22 protein-coding genes and 1 pseudogene are annotated in these 18,050 nt (G+C 40.7%); 15 read left to right on the forward strand and 8 right to left on the reverse strand.

Annotation, left to right across the window (positions count from 1 at the left end):
• The first annotated feature begins 10 nt into the window (after nucleotides 1–10).
• On the forward strand, nucleotides 11–211 hold the full coding sequence (locus V7K45_RS28425; RefSeq protein WP_335008632.1) for a hypothetical protein: 201 nt from the start codon (nucleotides 11–13) through the stop codon (nucleotides 209–211).
• A gap of 52 nt (nucleotides 212–263) precedes the next feature.
• On the opposite strand, the gene V7K45_RS28430 is transcribed toward V7K45_RS28425, so the two are convergent.
• Nucleotides 264–650 carry a type II toxin-antitoxin system VapC family toxin gene (locus V7K45_RS28430; protein ID WP_335008634.1) on the reverse strand — a complete coding sequence of 129 codons (387 nt, stop codon included), beginning with the start codon at nucleotides 648–650 and terminating at the stop codon, nucleotides 264–266.
• Entirely contained in the window at nucleotides 650–877 is a 228-nt protein-coding gene (locus tag V7K45_RS28435) for a type II toxin-antitoxin system Phd/YefM family antitoxin (protein ID WP_335008636.1), read from the reverse strand. The genes V7K45_RS28430 and V7K45_RS28435 overlap by 1 nt, the downstream gene beginning before the upstream one ends.
• Nucleotides 878–1,100: 223 nt before the next feature.
• Between V7K45_RS28435 and V7K45_RS28440 the strand changes: the two genes are divergently transcribed.
• The 12 genes and pseudogenes from V7K45_RS28440 to V7K45_RS28495 all read left to right on the forward strand — a co-directional run.
• Complete coding sequence (locus V7K45_RS28440) at nucleotides 1,101–1,355, forward strand: hypothetical protein (RefSeq protein ID WP_335008638.1); 255 nt, start codon at nucleotides 1,101–1,103, stop codon at nucleotides 1,353–1,355.
• Nucleotides 1,356–1,364: 9 nt separating this feature from the next.
• Nucleotides 1,365–1,805, forward strand: a complete 441-nt coding sequence (locus tag V7K45_RS28445; protein WP_335008640.1) for an HNH endonuclease — start codon at nucleotides 1,365–1,367, stop codon at nucleotides 1,803–1,805.
• 90 nt (nucleotides 1,806–1,895) lie between these two features.
• Nucleotides 1,896–2,372 (forward strand): hypothetical protein, encoded by a 477-nt coding sequence (locus V7K45_RS28450; RefSeq protein ID WP_335008642.1) that lies wholly within the window; start codon nucleotides 1,896–1,898, stop codon nucleotides 2,370–2,372.
• A gap of 1,050 nt (nucleotides 2,373–3,422) precedes the next feature.
• Entirely contained in the window at nucleotides 3,423–4,163 is a 741-nt protein-coding gene (gene cysE / locus V7K45_RS28455) for a serine O-acetyltransferase (RefSeq protein WP_335008644.1), read from the forward strand.
• 104 nt (nucleotides 4,164–4,267) lie between these two features.
• Entirely contained in the window at nucleotides 4,268–4,513 is a 246-nt protein-coding gene (locus V7K45_RS28460) for an Asr1405/Asl0597 family protein (protein ID WP_335008646.1), read from the forward strand.
• Nucleotides 4,514–4,809: 296 nt separating this feature from the next.
• Entirely contained in the window at nucleotides 4,810–5,007 is a 198-nt protein-coding gene (locus V7K45_RS28465) for a DUF2949 domain-containing protein (protein ID WP_094349915.1), read from the forward strand.
• A 371-nt stretch (nucleotides 5,008–5,378) separates the two neighbouring features.
• Nucleotides 5,379–6,512 carry a homocitrate synthase gene (gene nifV / locus V7K45_RS28470; RefSeq protein ID WP_292816154.1) on the forward strand — a complete coding sequence of 378 codons (1,134 nt, stop codon included), beginning with the start codon at nucleotides 5,379–5,381 and terminating at the stop codon, nucleotides 6,510–6,512.
• Complete coding sequence (locus V7K45_RS28475; protein WP_069070441.1) at nucleotides 6,499–6,786, forward strand: nitrogen fixation protein NifZ; 288 nt, start codon at nucleotides 6,499–6,501, stop codon at nucleotides 6,784–6,786. The genes nifV and V7K45_RS28475 overlap by 14 nt, the downstream gene beginning before the upstream one ends.
• Nucleotides 6,761–6,964: a putative nitrogen fixation protein NifT gene (gene nifT, locus V7K45_RS28480; protein WP_069070440.1), complete on the forward strand. Its 204-nt coding sequence runs from the start codon at nucleotides 6,761–6,763 to the stop codon at nucleotides 6,962–6,964. The genes V7K45_RS28475 and nifT overlap by 26 nt, the downstream gene beginning before the upstream one ends.
• Nucleotides 6,965–7,066: 102 nt before the next feature.
• On the forward strand, nucleotides 7,067–7,612 hold the full coding sequence (locus V7K45_RS28485; protein WP_335008648.1) for a (2Fe-2S) ferredoxin domain-containing protein: 546 nt from the start codon (nucleotides 7,067–7,069) through the stop codon (nucleotides 7,610–7,612).
• A 253-nt stretch (nucleotides 7,613–7,865) separates the two neighbouring features.
• Nucleotides 7,866–9,023 carry a PD-(D/E)XK nuclease family protein gene (locus V7K45_RS28490; protein ID WP_335008649.1) on the forward strand — a complete coding sequence of 386 codons (1,158 nt, stop codon included), beginning with the start codon at nucleotides 7,866–7,868 and terminating at the stop codon, nucleotides 9,021–9,023.
• Between the two features lie 51 nt (nucleotides 9,024–9,074).
• Nucleotides 9,075–9,269: pseudogene (locus V7K45_RS28495) on the forward strand (Uma2 family endonuclease); the annotation flags it as partial.
• A 227-nt stretch (nucleotides 9,270–9,496) separates the two neighbouring features.
• Here V7K45_RS28495 and V7K45_RS28500 read toward each other — a convergent pair.
• From V7K45_RS28500 to V7K45_RS28510, 3 genes are all read right to left on the reverse strand, one after another.
• The gene (locus V7K45_RS28500) at nucleotides 9,497–10,426 is read right to left on the reverse strand and encodes an XDD3 family exosortase-dependent surface protein (RefSeq protein ID WP_335008651.1); all 930 of its coding nucleotides are present in this window, start codon (nucleotides 10,424–10,426) and stop codon (nucleotides 9,497–9,499) included.
• A 495-nt stretch (nucleotides 10,427–10,921) separates the two neighbouring features.
• The gene (locus V7K45_RS28505) at nucleotides 10,922–12,304 is read right to left on the reverse strand and encodes a 1-acyl-sn-glycerol-3-phosphate acyltransferase (RefSeq protein WP_335008653.1); all 1,383 of its coding nucleotides are present in this window, start codon (nucleotides 12,302–12,304) and stop codon (nucleotides 10,922–10,924) included.
• A 186-nt stretch (nucleotides 12,305–12,490) separates the two neighbouring features.
• Entirely contained in the window at nucleotides 12,491–13,060 is a 570-nt protein-coding gene (locus V7K45_RS28510; protein ID WP_335008655.1) for a Uma2 family endonuclease, read from the reverse strand.
• Between the two features lie 182 nt (nucleotides 13,061–13,242).
• Here V7K45_RS28510 and V7K45_RS28515 point away from each other — a divergent pair, with 182 nt between their 5' ends.
• Nucleotides 13,243–15,057, forward strand: coding sequence for a proline--tRNA ligase (locus tag V7K45_RS28515; protein ID WP_335008657.1), 1,815 nt, complete (start codon nucleotides 13,243–13,245; stop codon nucleotides 15,055–15,057).
• A gap of 463 nt (nucleotides 15,058–15,520) precedes the next feature.
• Nucleotides 15,521–16,132: a GerMN domain-containing protein gene (locus V7K45_RS28520; RefSeq protein WP_335008659.1), complete on the forward strand. Its 612-nt coding sequence runs from the start codon at nucleotides 15,521–15,523 to the stop codon at nucleotides 16,130–16,132.
• A 64-nt stretch (nucleotides 16,133–16,196) separates the two neighbouring features.
• On the opposite strand, the gene V7K45_RS28525 is transcribed toward V7K45_RS28520, so the two are convergent.
• From V7K45_RS28525 to efp, 3 genes are all read right to left on the reverse strand, one after another.
• Nucleotides 16,197–16,544, reverse strand: a complete 348-nt coding sequence (locus tag V7K45_RS28525) for an ArsR/SmtB family transcription factor (RefSeq protein ID WP_094349905.1) — start codon at nucleotides 16,542–16,544, stop codon at nucleotides 16,197–16,199.
• Nucleotides 16,545–16,606: 62 nt separating this feature from the next.
• Entirely contained in the window at nucleotides 16,607–17,164 is a 558-nt protein-coding gene (gene accB / locus V7K45_RS28530) for an acetyl-CoA carboxylase biotin carboxyl carrier protein (protein WP_335008661.1), read from the reverse strand.
• Nucleotides 17,165–17,272: 108 nt separating this feature from the next.
• Nucleotides 17,273–17,830, reverse strand: coding sequence for an elongation factor P (gene efp, locus V7K45_RS28535; protein ID WP_194042039.1), 558 nt, complete (start codon nucleotides 17,828–17,830; stop codon nucleotides 17,273–17,275).
• Nucleotides 17,831–18,050 lie beyond the last annotated feature (220 nt).

The raw sequence follows: 18,050 nt of genomic DNA on the forward strand, positions 1-18,050 counted from the left end.
TTGCAAAAACATGAACAACACAGAAGTTCGTCAGCAAATCAACCAATATTCAGATGTATTATCTTCAGAACGCTTACAACTGGTTGCTGATTTTTTAGCATATCTAGCAGATAAGGAGAGTGAAGATGCTACCCAAGAGTTACTTGATATCCCTGGATTTATTGAATCTTTTGAAAAAGCAAACAATAGTAGCTCTACCAATAGTAGTTAACAAAGTTTAGGGATTTAATTCCCCTGCCTCAACAGGCAGAACATTGTTAGTATTACCAAAGTCGCGTAATTGAATAAGCATCAAATACTGTATCTACACTAATAATTGGAATTTTTTCTACCATTGCTTGGGCAATTAAAATTCTATCAAAGGGATCGCGATGTTGTAAGGGTAGAGTAGTAATTACATCAATATGGTCGAGATTGATATTGAGTAAATTAAAATCATTCAATGCTAGTTTTTGCTCGATAAAAGTCTTAATTGGTAAACTGAATTTTAGTTTACCAATGCTTTGTTTAATTGACATTTCCCACACGCTAACAATGCTGATGAGCTTTTCGTTATTCTCGTCTTCTATTAAGAGTCTCATCTTCTCACTAAAATTTTTATTTCCTTGGAAAAACCAAATCAAAGTATGAGTATCTAATAACACCTGCATTACATATAATCCTGGAATTCTTCTAATGGCTCATCAAAGTCATCTGATATTGTAATCAAATCTTTGGCACTACCAAATAAAGGAGAGCGTTTTTTGTCTGGAATCACCGGAGTTAGCTTAACCATCGGCTGTTCATCTTTGGTAATAATAATTTCCTCGCCATTGATTGCTGCTGCGATTAATTCATGTAAGTGTTGTGATGCCGCGTCAATCGTAATGTGTTGCATAACTATCACCATTTAATTAATTATTTTACAGCAGTTTTCACAAGTCCACGCTTCGAGTAAACTCTTCAATACGATTGGGAGTATGTTCAATTTCGGCAAAAAATACGTCTCCCATCTCGTGGCTGATATTGTTAACCATACTTTTTCAGATTTAGTAGCAGGTTATTTTCATTATAAAAGTGGCGTTGTAAATCAGTAAAATTAAATAAAAATAGGTAATCTTATGACTACATCTGTAAATACAGCCAAAGTCTACGACGAAATTATAGAGTTTATTGCTGCTGGAACCACTCCCCAAAGCGTTATCGATTTCAAACTCTCCGATGCAGCCAAAGACCGTTTAGAGGATCTCGTTTACCGCGCAAAAACTGAGGGTCTTACAGGAAGCGACGAGCGAGAGTTAGATCATTTCCTCACGCTAGAGCATATTATGAGGTTGGCAAAAGCAAGAGCTACTCAGTACATTAACCCTAAGTAAGTATTCAAAATGTCTCGGTTATATATTAATGCAGAACTGCGGCGTTTAGTTAGCGATCGCGCCGCCCATATATGCGAGTATTGTTTATATCCAGAAGCAGACAGCTTAGGCTTTCAAGTTAACCATATAATCGACATCAAACACGGCGGCGCTACAACAGCAGATAATCTCTGCTATGCCTGTATTTTCTGTAACCTGCAAAAAGGAACGGATTTAGGCTCAATTAATTGGCAAACTGGCGAACTTGTGCGGTTCTTTAACCCACGCAGAGACTTTTGGGGCGATCATTTTCGACTAGATGAGGCTGTAATTCAGCATCAAACAGATATCGGTGAAGTAACTGCACGCATTCTAGATTTTAACGGCGATGAAAGGATTGTAGAACGACAAGCTTTGATTGCATCTGGTCAGTATCCCTCAGCATCAGCGCTAAAACAGATAAATAAATAGGTTATGATGTGCGATCGCATCCACTAATGGGAATTATATACTTAGCAACTATTGCTACCTCACCATTAAAATTCCCAAGGTAGATATACGATGGCCTATCAAAATATTGCAGCCACCCTTTCGCCACAAGATATCCAAGAAATTAAAGCCGCGCTACAGACAGTCCAAAGAAAGATGCCCTTTCTAATTACTCTCAGCACTGAAGAACGGCGTAAGTTAGTAAAAATGGGCGATAAAAGCCTAGCCTTTGTAAATAATAGCGTTACTGCTGCTCAGTCAAACCGCGAAATCCTTCCAGCCAGTTTTGACGTTGAGGAACTGATTCGGGATTACCAATTAGCCAGTGCGCTTACCGAACTTTTAATCTCAGTACAGCAACTCGCCGAACAGGTAGATGATACTTTAATGGCAGTCGGTAGTGAAGCTATGACTAGCAGTTTGACCGTTTATGATTACGTGAAGACTGCATCAAAAAAGACTCCAGGCTTAAAAACTGTTGCTGAACAGTTAGGCGAACGCTTTAAAGCTATCAAAGGTAGACCAGCTAAAACTACATCTGGTTCTTGAATCGTTGATACTCATTAATAAGTCTTTGAACTCCATTAATGAGTCTTTGAACTCCATTAAAGAGGCTTTGATCTCCATTAATGAGTCTTTGAACTCCATTAATGAGTCTTTGAACTCCATTAAAGAGGCTTTGATCTCCATTAAAGAGGCTTTGATCTCCATTAAAGAGGCTTTGAACTCCATTAAAGAGGCTTTGAACTCCATTAAAGAGGCTTTGATCTCCATTAATGAGTCTTTGATACTCATTAAAGAGGCTTTGAACTCCATTAACAAGTCTCTACAGGTTTTGTGTGTAGTGTAACATACCTGCCCTACCATACAGCAATCAGTAATTATTTAATAGACTCTTGCACGAATACAAAACTAGCCCTCATCCCCCAACCCCTTCTCCCAATTTTGGGAGAAGGGGAGACAAATTCAAAGTCCCTCTCCCAAGCTTGGGAGAGGGATTTAGGGTGAAAGCTCATTGATTCATGCAATAAGTCTAATTGCTATGAGAACATTTACCTATTCTGCTGTTCAAGATTTTGCGATCGCTATCCCCACACATCTATATAATAAGAAAACAGTTACGATGAGCGATAACTATATTTTGAAACGTATACATACATACAGACAGCAAATCCTAAAAGAAAATAAAGAAAGCTGTCTTTTGCCTTACCCAATAATAAGATACTAATAGTAATAGGATATACAGAAAATAGATTTATAGCATTACCAAATTCATATTTGAGTGCATCTGAGTACAGCTTAATATATTGCAAAATATCTTGATAAAATCTTAGCAAATGCTTACGGGTAAAGTTTCTTGTAGCGTGAACAGAAATTCTTAACCCCTGCCCCAAAAATACTAGTACCCCCATCATTAAATACTAGTGCCCCTACCCCAAGATAAATTTTAAGTTTATCTAGAGTCGGGGTTTTAGCGTTTGAGTACAACCTCAATCAATCCAATAAATCCAATCAGCATTGGGTTTTCTATCGAGTCGGATGTCACCTGATATAAGCATAAAAATAGCAGATGACTCTTTTACCAGATAGACATTACCGATGCAACAGTCTTTAGACAGTATTAGCGATCGCCCAAGTACCAAAACGCAGGATTCTGCCCGTACATCCATGCTGAAAAATCTTCTCTCTGGCGTTTTTTTTGAGCCATTATTGAGTGATTTTCGCATTATTTTTGAGCGCGATCCCGCAGCACGTAATTGGCTAGAAGTGGTGTTTTGCTACCCTGGATTGCACGCGCTATGTTTGCATCGTCTTGCTCACTGGTTACATGGTCGAGGAGTGGGTTTTATCCCCCGCTTAATTTCTCACTTAGGGCGATTTTTGACCGGAATTGAAATTCACCCAGGTGCAGAGATTGGTGAGGGCGTGTTTATCGACCACGGAATGGGAGTAGTCATTGGCGAAACTGCGATCGTGGGCGACTATACACTGATTTATCAGGGCGTCACCCTTGGCGGAACTGGTAAAGAAACTGGTAAGCGTCATCCTACAGTCGGCAAAAATGCAGTGATTGGGGCGGGTGCGAAAGTTTTAGGTAATTTGCAAATTGGCGATCGCGTCCGTATTGGTGCAGGTTCCGTTGTCTTGCAGAATGTCCCCAGCGATCGCACTGTTGTGGGAATTCCCGGCAGAATTATTTCTCGCAACGAAAGCGCCAGCCTTTCTCCTTTAGAACATGGAAAGCTACCCGATATGGAAGCAACCGTGATTCGTTCTTTGCTCTCGCGCATTGAAGAACTCGAAAAACAACTGCAAACTTTAAAAGTCAAGAGTCATTAGTCACTTGTACTGAGCGAAGCCGAAGTATTGGTCATTGGTCATTTGCAAATGACAACAGACAAATGAGAAAGAACGACTTACAAATGACAAAGGACAACTGACAAATGACAAATGACACTTTAGGCGATCAAGTTTTGCAGATTCCTTTGAGCGATCGCTGGCGAATCTATCACCGTTTGCAAGAGTTAAAAATTAATTGCTCTTGTCCCCCTGATGGTTCTTTACGAGTGCAAGTGAACAATTTGCTTGAAGTAATTCTAATTCGTAGTACAGTTATGCAACTTCTTGCTTCTCGTCACGAATTATTAGAATGGCTAGAGCGTTGCTGGCGTTACAGTGATGAGTCATGATTATTTCAATTCAGAGATGATTAATCTTGAATTCATGACGCAAGTACTGGACTTTATCCTTTTTGTTCATAGATGCACAAAGCTCAAATAGGTTTAGAGTTTGAAGCTACTGTCCGCTAGCAGAATTTATTGCAGACTGAGATGGATTAGATGGGGTTTAGATTTTGTTGGGTCTACTTAATCTAAAATTTCCCTGACATATAGCAACAATTAAAAAGGCGAAATTCCTAAATATAAATTGGAATTTCTAATTTTTAACTTTTTCCCAAATTAAGAAATTGAAAGTTCAATCAATTATGGCGACTCGGAACAGAGATATAAAACTACTCAATTTTTTGCACAATGAACTTGAACTTTCAAATGCTGATATTGCTGTAGCTCTGCGACACCGTGAATTAGAAAATGGCCCGCTACCGATGCTCCTCTGGCAGTATGGTTTCGTTGACTTGGAGCAGCTAGGAAAAATTTTTGATTGGCTAGCAGACCAAAGTTAGCGAATTTGCACCTCTTAACGTTGAGTACCATTACCTGCCTAAATTACATCCACATGCACTAGAAAATACGAGGTTACGAAGATGATTACATCCTTAATTGCTGGATTTTGTGTATTACTTTGTTCGGGATTTGCTAATAGCTATATTAGTTCATTGCTACTCGAAGACATTTCAACTGACATCGGTAAAAACGATTAGTAAATTATACATTGATTTAGTTCCCTGCCATACAGATGTGATGCTAATAATGGGGCAATAATTAAGGATCATGTATCCTACATTATGAATTGTGATATTTTTAGCATTTACCATCACGAGGGATTGTAGAGGGAAAGGATATTAAGAATACTTCCAAGAGAGGGATATTTGCAATGAATCAAATCATAATTAATGACACTACATTACGTGATGGCGAACAAGCAGCAGGTGTTGCCTTTACTCTACAAGAAAAAGTAGCGATCGCGAAGTTTCTCGATGCCATTGGTATACCCGAATTAGAAGTGGGTATACCGGCAATGGGTGACGAAGAAACCCGTGCGATCGCCGCAATCTCTAACTTGGGTTTACAAGCAAAACTCTTGGGCTGGAACCGTGCTGTCATCTCAGATATCAAAGCTTCCATCGCCTGTGGTTTGAACCGGGTGCATATTGCCATTCCCGTCTCTGGTATCCAAATTGCCACTAAATTTCATGGTCAGTGGCGAGTAAGTTTGCAAAAACTCAAAGACTCAATCCACTTCGCCCTCGATCAGGGTCTTTGGGTAGCAGTCGGCGGAGAAGATTCTTCCAGGGCTGATGAAAACTTCCTCTTAGATGTAGCACTTTATGCCCAAGAATGGGGTGCATCCCGTTTCCGTTTCTGCGACACTGTTGGAGTTCTCGACCCCTTCACCACCTACACTAAAGTCCAAAGACTGGTTTCAGCGTTGACGATTCCCCTAGAAATCCACACGCATAATGATTTTGGTCTGGCAACTGCCAACGCCCTTGCGGGTATCAAAGCCGGAGCCTCATCAGTGAATACCACAGTCAACGGATTGGGTGAACGGGCGGGAAATGCAGCATTAGAAGAAGTTGTCATGGCAATCAAACGCATCTATGGCGTTGATTTGGGCATTGATACACCCAGTTTGCTGGAACTGTCTCAACTAGTTGCAGCCGCATCAGGAGCCGATGTACCACCTTGGAAAGCGATCGTTGGCGAAAACACCTTTGCTCACGAATCTGGCATCCATGCTCACGGGGTATTGCAAAATCCTATTACCTACGAACCATTTGCACCCGAAGAGGTGGGTTGGGAACGGCGTTTAGTAGTAGGTAAACATTCTGGACGGCATTTAGTTGCTAACTTGCTAGAACAGCATGGAATTTTCTTGAACTCCCAAGAAACCCAATCTGTTTTAGATGCAGTACGCCATCAATCGGTACAGAAAAAACGCAGTTTGACGACAGAAGAATTGTTGAATTTGGTCAGAGAACAGAGGTACTCTCATGCAACGCGATGAATTAGAACTGAACTTGCCACCCGCTTTTGAAATCGGTGAAAAAGTCAGAGTTCGTAAACTGCTAAAAAACGATGGTACCTTTCCCGGTAAGGAAGTCGGCCAAGTTTTAGTTAACAAGGGAGATATCGGTTACATAGCGAGTATAGGCACATATTTGCAGACTTCCTATATATATGCTGTGCATTTCTTAGAAACAGGGTTTGTTGTCGGCTGCAAGAAAAAAGAACTAGAATCGGTTGAGGAATCTCATGAAAGTAATGCTACGGATGAATGATGCCGGCACTTTAGTAGTTTACGTTGCTAAAAAAGACCTGGAAGAAGAAGTCGTCAAACAAACCGATGGAAATGATGGCAAGATTCTCACCCTAGCAAATGGTTGGGAATTAGAGTTTCGTGAATTGCCAGACACAGCAAATTTACCTCAAACAGTAGAAGCTAAACGCCTAGCTTAAAAACAGTTAGGAGTTAAGAGTTATGAGTTATAAATTTTAACTCCTAACTCCTCACTCCTAACTCTTCGCTTTTAACTCCCCACTCCTAAATTTTTATCAATCATGGGTAACAAGTATTTGACGTTATCAGAATTGAACCTTGAGGGACAGTTACTAGGTTTTGTTGGTGGTGAACCAGGAAAATATAAATACTTGCAATTAGCAGTTCCATCTGGAAATGTGGAAATTAAACTGCCTAAAGAGTTGCGTCGTTTACTAAGTTCATCCTTAGTTCCTGGGCAGCAACTTCGCATTTGTGGTCATAGTGAGATAGACTCACGCACAAGTAAAATCAAAATCAAAGCCTATCGAGTGACACCAATTGATGTGTGTCCAAAGCAAGATTTACCACCTCAACCCAGAGCGAGGATTATGGTATGTCAAAAGGGCGGTTGCCTGAAACGTGGTGGTAAAGGTTTATTATCAGATTTAGAAAAAACTTTGTGCGATCGCGGTTTGTTAGACAAAGTTACCATTGAACACACAAGTTGCCAAAAATGCTGTGGCAGCGCTCCCAACTGTGTTTTACAGCTTGGTAAAAAGAAATACAAGAATATTCACCCTGAAGCGATCGCAACTTTGTTAGAAAGTCACTTAACTTCAGAATAATAAGCTTTTCTAGCTTTTCTTAAAATTAATACACAAGTTTTTAGGGGGTAAAATTTTACCCCTATTTGTTGTAAGTATAGTCTGTATAGCACTCTTGTCAAACTGCGATGGCTAAGTTATAACTGCTGCAACGCTCGTAATATCGAATACAAACAGAACTTATAAAAATTTCCAGTAGTCTTGTTCCATCAGGATTACAAGCTTAATTATTGTGTGTAACTTGTTTGGAATTACCTTAAATACTTAAAAATAAATGTCTTTGTTCACGAATTTACTCAATCTGCATTCAGGAAACAAACCGCGTGAGGATTTTTTTACTGAGATTGTTGCTTATTTTTTATCCTTGAATAACGATATTTTAATTGATTGGCTAAAACATCACTCAATCATTAATGATGATAATTATACCAGCATCAATATTTCAACTCAACAAGAGCACAAAGGACTTGAAAGCCATACAGAGGATAGTAGACTTGATATTGTGGTTGAACTCTCAACTGGTTTAAATACAGATGTAATATTTATTGAATCAAAAATTAGCGCGAAGGATGGAAATAATGCTTTAAAAAAATATGCTGAGATTTTGAGTAATTTACCCAATGTCAGACATCGAATTTTAATTTACATCACCCGTGATTATGATCCAAAAGAAGAAATCAAAACTCCAGCATTTAATTTAAAGCCAAAAATAAGTTTTTATCAATTGAGGTGGCATCAATTTTATGCCCGCTTACAACAACACGCGACTGATATCTTAGCCCAAGAAATCTTAATTTTTATGAGGAGAAATGGAATGTCTCATACAAATCAATTTTCATCGATTGACTTATTGACAATGGTGAATTTTAATAAAACTCTCATTTTGATGCAATCAACCCTGAGCGATGAAGTGAAAGAGGAATTCAAGTTAGCTTTTGGAAGTGTCGTAGGAAGGACAGCAAGTATGACTCAATGGACATGGGGTAGTAGATATATTATCTATACTCACTTTTCTAGCTGGAATTTTTGGTGTGGTCTTGGATACTTTCATTTAAATCCAGATAATTTTATGGAATATCCATATCTAGGTATATGTTTACAGGTTTCTCCTACTTTTGTAGAACGCCCAAAAATTATTAAATCTATGCAGAATGTAGTTAACGAAAAACCTAATATATGGACTTCAGATACTTTAACTATTACACCAGCTTGGTCAAGTATATTTTATCTAAAAAATCTACAAGAATTTTTATCTGAAAAAGACCAACTATCTGCTATTAAATTATTTTTCCAAGAGTCAATAAAAGAATTGAAAACTGTTCAGGAACAATATTTTGATTTTCCTTGGAAAGGTGTAAGTATAGAAACAGTTACAGAAACTGATAAAGAAGAAGACCTAGACACCTCACCATCTTCCATCGCAGAAGTTTAATCAGTTACAGCTATATTAAGATAAAAATAACTCTGCATTCTTGTAGCTTTTATGAGCCTTACCACTGCTAAACGCTTTACTATATCTGAATATCACCGTCTAGCTGAACTCGGCTTCTTTGAGGAAAATGACCGAGTTGAGCTAATTAAGGGTGAAATAATCCAGATGGCAGCAAAAGGTACACCGCACTCTGTTTGTGAAACACGCCTAGAGCGAGAATTATATAAGCTAGTAGGCGATCGCGCTGATAACTATCTGAAAAAAAATGCCCTTGCTAGAAAGTAAGGACATTAAAGTTTACCTATTTAATATTTAGTGAGTAAATCTATACAGCTTGGGATACTTTTCGCTTAAGCTTCATCCAAAATTTCATTACTCCAGCAATCATTTACATGAGATAAAATAGTCTTTTATGTTGTCTATAATCACTAAAGAGAAATCAAGCCGTATTGCGAATATTCCCTACCCAATTGCTACGCTAATTTCTTGCGTAGCTTGCTACCAGCCAAAGCCAGACCGACGATTCCTAAACCAGCGAGACTAGCAGGCTCAGGAGTCGATTGGACAATAGAAGATTTCTTGAATTCAAATGCAATGGTTTGTGTGCCATTGAATTTGCTGGCATCATAACCAGTGGTTAGCAACTGCTGGGTTATATTACCTTGTGCTAAGAACGAGATTCCACTCAGATAATTTCCAGAGTTGATGACATTGAGATTAAATGTATTGTCCTTGCCGTTATTAGTAAAATAACTATTGGTCAAATCACCATAACCGACACTACCACCACCTTGTTTTACCTGACTTTCGTAAGAATTCCCTCCTCCTGCTAAACCACCATATGTAGCAACAGTGTAGCCTTCTTTGATATTAGTAACTGTCTTTGCCTGAACACCACTATAAACACCTAGTTGTTGTACCCCTGAAGCATTCGCTGAAGCGAAATGAATACCAAACAAATCTCCGCTGTTCATAGCATTGCCAAAGGTCTTACCGGCCATATTGAAGAACAAATCACCATATCCAATCTGACCACCGGCAGCACCCTGTTCAGCCTCTCCTGTTAACTTCATATTGCCATTGATTGCCACAATGACGCTGGTAGCAGTTTCTTTGATAGCCATACCAGAGATATCGTAGGGGTTTACTTTCCCTGGCGCGGCACCAACCCAGTAATTCCCGTTCATCCCATCTTTGTTGGAATCAAATGCATACTGCCACCCGCTAGCATCAGTGGAGTTTTGACCCATCAAAAGACCAGTAGTGTCGTTCATACACTCCAAAGAGATGCTAAATGCTGTTCCCTTTAAGTCTGAGGCATAGGCTCCTTGACCAGCCACAAAGAAGATTCCAAAAGTAGCAATACCAACCTTCAGTAAATTGAATAAGTTTTGAGTTTTCATTATTTATAATTGATTGATTTAGAGAATCACAATTTGTTGGACTCCTCTATTTGTAATTGGAATTGTAAAAATATAAAAGCGTGATTTTTCGGAAAAGATAATTTGGATAACTTAACGTTAATTTTATAAAACTCAAATAAAGATTGACATATTTATTTACAATTTCCTTGATCTAACCCAATTGTTTTAAAGTGAAATAGCAGCAAAGCCAAGTAGGTGTAGTAGCCTACGATTATCTGCACCCATTTAATTAGATAGTTTTAAAAACTTTTGGGTTTGTGTAAGCTTAATAAACCATATCCCGCCAGCATCTCCGTACAGGGCATCTAAACCCGCGATCTCCTTTAGAAAGTAATATCCGATTCGGAGAACTCTTGGGCATTTACATTGCAACTTGCTATTTAAGGGAGTCAAGAGGCAGGGGTCGAAATGAATAAGCCTCCTGACGACTGACACCTTTATTTTGGTTCCTAGCAAAAAATGCAACCTTTTTAATCAAATCAAACCTTCCAATGCGTGTTGCAAATCGTTTGTGACATCAGCAACAGCTTGTCTAGCACCCAAACGATTTTCCTTATACGTTGGGTAACGCTCAGAAATAGATATGGGTTCACCCACAGTTATTTTTACCTTTTGCTTACCTAATTGCGGACGCTGCACAGTTTTATTGCCTTTGATTTTAGCAATCATTTGCCATAAAATTAAAGTCGTCTCAGCAAACCTTTCTACTGTTGGATTTTCACGAATATAATTACCAGAAACTGCCACAAAACTTTCTACTAAACGCATGTGCCACATCCGGGCATTCGCTTCTTCAGCAATGCGATCGCCTAAAGCTCTTTCAACCGCAGATACTCCTTTGACATCCTTAAATTCTTCTCTAAAGATATAATTCCAACCTGCTTGTTCTACTCGCCGACAACGATCGCTCAAACTACCTTTTGACTGCAAATTAAAATACTGTTCTGAGATTAGCAGCGCTGCATTTAATAAAGCTTGTAAACGAACTGCTAACGCTTCATTTCTATCTGGAATTTGTCCAATGACAATCTTGGGATCTGGCAGTTTTTGATGATAAAACCGGGTGTAAAATTCTTCCATGAGCAAAAGTAAATGTTCTGCCAAAGTCAACAACCGGGGATAAAGCGACTCTATAGAAGCATTTTCTGCTGGATTCACAGGTAAACCACTAGCCGCTTCCAATTCACTTAAAAGATTTGCGATCGCATCCCAAGGAGCATCAACGTAACTATATTTAATCCCAACTGGTACAATTAGAACCTGTTGGTCGCTTCCCGCTTTGTGCAAATCTTCAGCACACCAAAAGCCTAATTGGGCAATGCCAGGTTCTAGGGGACTAATATTCTCCGATAAACCATTAGTTGCACCCTCTGGCGCAGCTGCCATCGGGAATTTTCCATTGGCAAACAATTCACGCGCCGAACGTAACCCCGTCCAGTCAGCCTTACCTCGCTGAATCGGAGTCCCACCTAAACGAGAAGCAATCCAGCCGACGTAGGAACCTGCCCAGAGAGGAATGCCGCGATCGTAGATAAAATGAGCGTGAATCGGAAGTTGTAGCGCTGTACCTTGCGATCGTGCTACCTTTGGCACGAGTTGAGACAGCAAATAGGTCAAACAAAACGGATCGTCTGTTTTAGGATGGCGAAATGCCAGCATAAAACGGATCTTACCCTCCTGAAACTGGCGATAAAGATCCACCAGCACCTCTACATTGTCTGCTTCAATTTGGCTAATAGGTGTTTGCCACTTTATCCAACTGGGTAGCAACAGATGGACGACTCGTAGAAATAAGGGGTTAAACGCTGGAGGAATAAATTCTAAGGGTGCTTGTGCTTGATAAATTACATCTGCCAAGGTAGTTTCTCCTAAAGATGCCGTGATTTCTTTTAAGCTATCTTAGCTGCTGTAAGATACCCTGACGATTGAAGTTGCAGTCACACACGACAAAAAATGAAGTGTACCTACGCAGACTTATAGAGTATTTTTTACTGCGATGTAAAGTATGGGCAGATAATGGAGATTTAGCAGCACTTGTAAATTTTAATAACAGGATAGACTCAAGCTAAATCCTGGTAATACATTTTCACCCGATAATTGTGTAGGCAGATTTCGCACTTCTACATCTTGGTTTTGGCGATAAATTTCCACTTGCTGCTGTTGGGGATTTATCAACCACGCCAATTGCACCCCTGCACCTATATATTCGTGCATTTTAGAATGCAACATTTCCAAATCATCCGTTGCTGACCTTAATTCAATGACAAAATCGGGTGCAATGGGGGGGAATTTGCGTCTTTGTTCAGGTGTAAGTGCTTGCCAACGTTCTCGTTGAATCCAAGCGGCATCTGGCGAACGGTCAGCACCATTAGGTAATTTGAATATAGTAGAAGAACTGAAGGTAAAACCAAGTCCAGTTTGCCGATTCCAGATACCTAGATCAATAATTAAATCTGCTTCTCGATTACCGCTTTCACCTCCAACGGGGGACATGATGATTAATTCTCCCTTGGTAGTGCGTTCAAATTTCAATTCGCGGTTATTTTGACATAAGTGATAAAATTGTTCGTCACTAAAGTGAACGGTGTCTAGTTTTAATGTCAAAGGACTCATAACCTAGACCTATATTAGTAGGAAAGATTATATCACAATACAGTTCAGAATGAGCGACAAAACACTTGTAGAGACGGCGATTTATCGCGTCTCGAAAACCCAAAATTGTTGCCAGTAGGTAGACCTTAACCCAAGCGTATTGGTTTATAAACAAATTAAAGATTCTGGAAAGGGAGTAAACGATGCGACTTTCACAAATGTTATTTGCTACACTGCGGGACGATCCAGCTGATGCTGAGATTCCCAGCCATAAATTATTACTCCGTGCAGGCTACATTCGTCGCATCGGTAGTGGTCTTTATGCTTATTTGCCTCTGATGTGGCGGGTACTGCAAAAAGTTTCCCAGATTGTGCGGGAAGAAATGAACGCTACAGGCGCACAAGAATGTCTTTTGCCACAATTACAACCAGCTGATTTATGGAAGGAATCGGGACGCTGGGACACTTACACGAAAGCTGAGGGGATCATGTTTTCCCTAATTGACCGCCGCGAGCAACAATTAGGATTAGGCCCAACTCATGAAGAAGTAATCACAGCGATCGCTCGTGATATGATTCGCTCTTATCGCCAACTACCACTAAATCTCTACCAAATTCAAACCAAATTCCGCGATGAAATTCGTCCCCGTTTTGGTTTAATGCGCGGACGGGAGTTTATCATGAAGGACGCCTATTCCTTCCATACCGATGAAGCTAGCCTTAAAGAAACTTACCAGGATATGTATAAAGCGTACAGCAATATCCTGCGGCGTTCTGGTTTAGCTTTTCGGGCAGTGGAAGCTGATTCTGGGGCAATTGGTGGTTCTGGTTCCACAGAATTTATGATTTTGGCGGAAGCTGGCGAAGACGAAGTTCTCTACACTGAGGATGGTAAATACGCCGCTAACGTAGAAAAGGCTGTTTCTTTACCAATTGACGCCGAAACCTCACGGTTTACAACCTACGAGAAACGCGATACACCTGGAACAGAAACCATTGAAAAGGTCTGTCAACTCCTCAACTGTTCTCCCACTCAATTAGTGAAAAATGTCCTTTATCAGACAGTTTATGATAATGGTATAACGGTGTTAGTTCTAGTGAGCATTCGAGGCGATCAGGAAGTTAATGAAGTCAAATTGCAAAATGAACTGACTAAATTAGCTTCGGAATATGGCGCTAAAACTATTATTAGTTTGAATGTACCAAATGTAGAAGCCCAGCAAGCATGGACAACTAAATCTCTGCCTTTAGGCTACATTGCGCCAGATATCGCAGATGAGTATATTACTGCTAATAAACAGATCCATCCCAAGTTTTTACGCTTGGTGGATCAAACAGCAGTTGATTTAAAAAACTTTGTTACAGGCGCAAATGAAGGTGGCTATCACGTAGTTGGTGCTAATTGGGGTGAGCAATTTAAGTTACCAGAACGAGTAGTAGATATTCGTAAGTCAAGACCAGGCGATCGCGCCATCCACAACCCAGAACAAACCTTACAAAGCGCCCGTGGAATTGAAGCAGGTCACATTTTTCAATTAGGTACTAAATACTCCCAAGCGATGGGTGCAACTTATACCAATGAACAGGGTGAAGAAAAACCGCTATTTATGGGTTGTTTTGGCGTAGGCGTATCACGACTAGCACAAGCCGCCGTAGAGCAATCTTACGATAAAGACGGGATTATTTGGCCAGTTGCGATCGCACCTTATCACGCGATCGTCACAATTCCGAACATAAAGGATGCTCAACAAATCGAAATCGCTCAAAAACTTTACACAGAACTCAATCAAGCGGGAATTGAAACTTTACTAGATGACCGCGACGAACGGGCGGGAGTTAAATTTAAAGATGCGGACTTGATTGGCATACCTTATAGAATTGTAACCGGGCGGGCGATCGCTAATGGCAAAGTTGAAGTTGTAGAAAGAGCCACGCGTAACTCTCAAGAAATTGCCATTGATGAAGTAACAACAACACTCAAACAGTGGATTACAGAAGCAATAGGGCATAGAGCATAGGGTATGGAAAAGAGACAAGGAGAGACTTGTTCAATAGACCTCTTGCAACAGTGCTTTTTGCAAGAGGGGGAAAAGGTTTTGGTTAAAGGGGAAGGGGACAATACAGAACCTTTTCCCCTTCCCCCTTCCCCTTATCCCCAAAGGGGGCCCCACCATCCCCTTTTCCCGACTTATGCAAGAAGTCTAATAATTCCCCCTTGTCTCCCTTGTCCTCTTATCCAAAACTTCTAACTCCTAAATCCTAACTCTTAACTTTTCACTCTCGACTCTCCAAAATTTACATAATTTGGTAGGTGACGGATTAGAAATAAAAATTCTAAAATTGAATTAGGGACTTTCAGAATTAAGAAGCATTTAAGTCTCCTTTAGATTGTGGGAAACTCTCTACTTATAAGTATCGTCTTTAACCAGGCTGCTCCTCACATAACTACCATATCAGCCCTCAGTTAGGAAGGTTTTGAACATGAAAGACCAACAAGGATCTAATCGTATTTCTTCAGGCGTAATTGCAGCCGTGTCAGCTGCGGTTGTAGCGGTGGGTGGCGGTGTAGCTTGGTTTACCACACAATCCAGCAATCCTCCCACACCATCAAACCCTTCTGGCCGCATTGAACAGCCAGCACAGCCATCAACTAGGCAGCCAGGTAACGAGCAAACCCCCAATGTTTACTGGCTAAGACCAAAAGACAAAAATGTTGCTTTGGTTCCCCAGCCTGTTAAAGTAGCTTCTGTACTACCCAACCAGGCTTTAGAAGCAGCTTTTCAAAGTTTGTTAGCAGGCCCAACAGAAGGAACAGATTCTACAACCATCCCCAAAGGAACCAAACTGTTGGGGCTGAAGGCGGAAAAAGATGAAGTTCACGTTAATTTATCTGAAGATTTTACCAGTGGTGGTGGTAGCACTTCAATGATGGGCCGCGTGGGACAAGTTGTTTACACTGCCACAACTTTAAATCCCAAAGCCAAAGTGTACATTGACGTGAACGGCAAACCTTTGGATGTTTTAGGCGGCGAGGGTATAGAGTTACAACAACCACTCACTCGCGAACAGTTTCAGAAAGATTATCCACTTTAGTCATTGGTCATTAGTCATTAGTCATTAGTTTTTCACAAATGACAACTGACAAATGACAAAAGACCTAACGTTTGCTATTTAACACGCGAAAATTACGGGCTTGCTGCTCCAACCTTGTGGCGAGGCGATCGCAAACCCGATTACACAACTCAAAAATCATTTGATCTTCCACCCGGTAATAGGCGCAAGTTCCTTCACTGCGGCGGCTAAGGATACCTGCTTGCCACATTACCTTCAGGTGTTTTGACACATTTGCCTGAGAAGTCTGTGTTGCCTCTACCAACTCTTGCACGCATTTTTCTTCATCCCGTAATAAGTGTAGCAGCCGTAGGCGCATTGGCTCACTTAATAGGCTGAAGTATTCAGCTACTTGTTGCACCACTTCTGGTGGTAAAGGCAACGTTTGTTTCATCAGGGTTGACCCGCAAGGACTGAAAGTTTTAACAATGACTCACATCATATATACATTAATACTTAATCAGGGTTAATTCGCATCAAAGGTTGACCATATTCTACAGCGTCGCCATTTTGGAGGAGAATTTCCATCACCTGTCCAGAGACTTCGGCTTCGATTTCATTCATCAGCTTCATGGCTTCAATGATACAGACTGTTTGACCCTTGCGGACGCGATCGCCCACTTCCACAAATGCGGCTTCCCCTGGCGCAGGAGCGCGATAAAACGTTCCTACCATTGGGGAAGGCACTTCTACTAATCTCTGGTCAATGGTTGAGGGAGGATTTACTGATAACTGCATTTGTGTGCTAGTTCCAGTATTCTCAAACACGCGAGATGTCGACACCTCCGTTACCTGACTTCCACTCATCTGGTTTCCCCCAGATGAACTCGATGTCAAGCCTGAACCTACCACACCGCCTAAAGTCCCTTGACCTACCGACAACATCTGATTGCTAAGGCTCACAGCCTTACGGACTGTTAACTCAAAATCATCGCTTTTGAGCGTGACTTCTGCAATATCTGTTTGTGCGATAGTTGCCAGTAATTGGCGGATTTCATTAAAGTCCAATGGCACAGTTTTTATTACCTCGACCTATCCGTAAATTAGCATTTTAAGTGTGGCAGGGAATGAATCCCTATGCAGGGATTTAAATCGGGACTTGCATCTCCGTAGAGATGAAAGTTATTCCCTGCTGATATATTTATCTTCCTGAGTATCAACTTTGATGCGTTCTCCTTGGGAAATAAACAAAGGAACCATCACAACTGCACCAGTTTCCAGAGTTGCTGGTTTTGAGCCACCTGTGGCAGTGTCACCTTTTAAACCTGGATCTGTTTGGACAATTTCCAGAACCACAGACTTAGGCAATTCAACTCCCAGTACCTGTTCGCCCCATTTAATAACTTCAGCTTCCATACCTTCCTTCAGGTACTTGACGCGATCGCCAATTTGTTCGCGAGTCAATCTACCTTCTTCGTAGGTTTCCATATCCATAAAGACGAACTCATCGCCTTCTTTATAGGTATGTTGCATCGTACTTTTTTCTAGAGTGGCTTGCGGCACTGTTTCCCCTGCGCGGAACGTTTTTTCCATCACGCTCCCACTCTGGACATTTTTTAGCTTAGTTCGTACAAAGGCAGAACCTTTGCCTGGTTTGACGTGCAAGAATTCAAGCACTCGCCATACAGACCCATCCAATACAATTGAAACACCGGGTCGAAAGTCGTTACTAGAGATCATGAAACTTTCAAATTTTGGAAGACAATCGGCATTTATTGTACCCTTCTAGGGTCGTCATTGGGCATTTGTCATTAGTTAGTTATCATTTGTCACGTGTACTGAGCGTAGTCGTTGGCGTAGCCTCTGGTAGAGAAGTATTAGTCATTTGTCATTTATCCTCCGCCCTTAACGTGGGAAGATTATTGATGGGTTACGTCCAGTCAACAATCTAATGCTGCAT

It is taken from the genome of Nostoc sp. (assembly GCF_036917375.1).
Taxonomy (GTDB): domain Bacteria; phylum Cyanobacteriota; class Cyanobacteriia; order Cyanobacteriales; family Nostocaceae; genus Nostoc.

Coding starts and splice junctions, on each gene's coding strand:
- V7K45_RS28425 (WP_335008632.1), top strand. CDS start 11: ATGAACAACACAGAAGTTCGTCAGCAAATCAACCAATATTCAGATGTA.
- V7K45_RS28430 (WP_335008634.1), bottom strand. CDS start 650: ATGCAGGTGTTATTAGATACTCATACTTTGATTTGGTTTTTCCAAGGA.
- V7K45_RS28435 (WP_335008636.1), bottom strand. CDS start 877: ATGCAACACATTACGATTGACGCGGCATCACAACACTTACATGAATTA.
- V7K45_RS28440 (WP_335008638.1), top strand. CDS start 1,101: ATGACTACATCTGTAAATACAGCCAAAGTCTACGACGAAATTATAGAG.
- V7K45_RS28445 (WP_335008640.1), top strand. CDS start 1,365: ATGTCTCGGTTATATATTAATGCAGAACTGCGGCGTTTAGTTAGCGAT.
- V7K45_RS28450 (WP_335008642.1), top strand. CDS start 1,896: ATGGCCTATCAAAATATTGCAGCCACCCTTTCGCCACAAGATATCCAA.
- cysE (WP_335008644.1), top strand. CDS start 3,423: ATGCAACAGTCTTTAGACAGTATTAGCGATCGCCCAAGTACCAAAACG.
- V7K45_RS28460 (WP_335008646.1), top strand. CDS start 4,268: ATGACAAATGACACTTTAGGCGATCAAGTTTTGCAGATTCCTTTGAGC.
- V7K45_RS28465 (WP_094349915.1), top strand. CDS start 4,810: ATGGCGACTCGGAACAGAGATATAAAACTACTCAATTTTTTGCACAAT.
- nifV (WP_292816154.1), top strand. CDS start 5,379: ATGAATCAAATCATAATTAATGACACTACATTACGTGATGGCGAACAA.
- V7K45_RS28475 (WP_069070441.1), top strand. CDS start 6,499: ATGCAACGCGATGAATTAGAACTGAACTTGCCACCCGCTTTTGAAATC.
- nifT (WP_069070440.1), top strand. CDS start 6,761: ATGAAAGTAATGCTACGGATGAATGATGCCGGCACTTTAGTAGTTTAC.
- V7K45_RS28485 (WP_335008648.1), top strand. CDS start 7,067: ATGGGTAACAAGTATTTGACGTTATCAGAATTGAACCTTGAGGGACAG.
- V7K45_RS28490 (WP_335008649.1), top strand. CDS start 7,866: ATGTCTTTGTTCACGAATTTACTCAATCTGCATTCAGGAAACAAACCG.
- V7K45_RS28500 (WP_335008651.1), bottom strand. CDS start 10,426: ATGAAAACTCAAAACTTATTCAATTTACTGAAGGTTGGTATTGCTACT.
- V7K45_RS28510 (WP_335008655.1), bottom strand. CDS start 13,060: ATGAGTCCTTTGACATTAAAACTAGACACCGTTCACTTTAGTGACGAA.
- V7K45_RS28515 (WP_335008657.1), top strand. CDS start 13,243: ATGCGACTTTCACAAATGTTATTTGCTACACTGCGGGACGATCCAGCT.
- V7K45_RS28520 (WP_335008659.1), top strand. CDS start 15,521: ATGAAAGACCAACAAGGATCTAATCGTATTTCTTCAGGCGTAATTGCA.
- V7K45_RS28525 (WP_094349905.1), bottom strand. CDS start 16,544: ATGAAACAAACGTTGCCTTTACCACCAGAAGTGGTGCAACAAGTAGCT.
- efp (WP_194042039.1), bottom strand. CDS start 17,830: ATGATCTCTAGTAACGACTTTCGACCCGGTGTTTCAATTGTATTGGAT.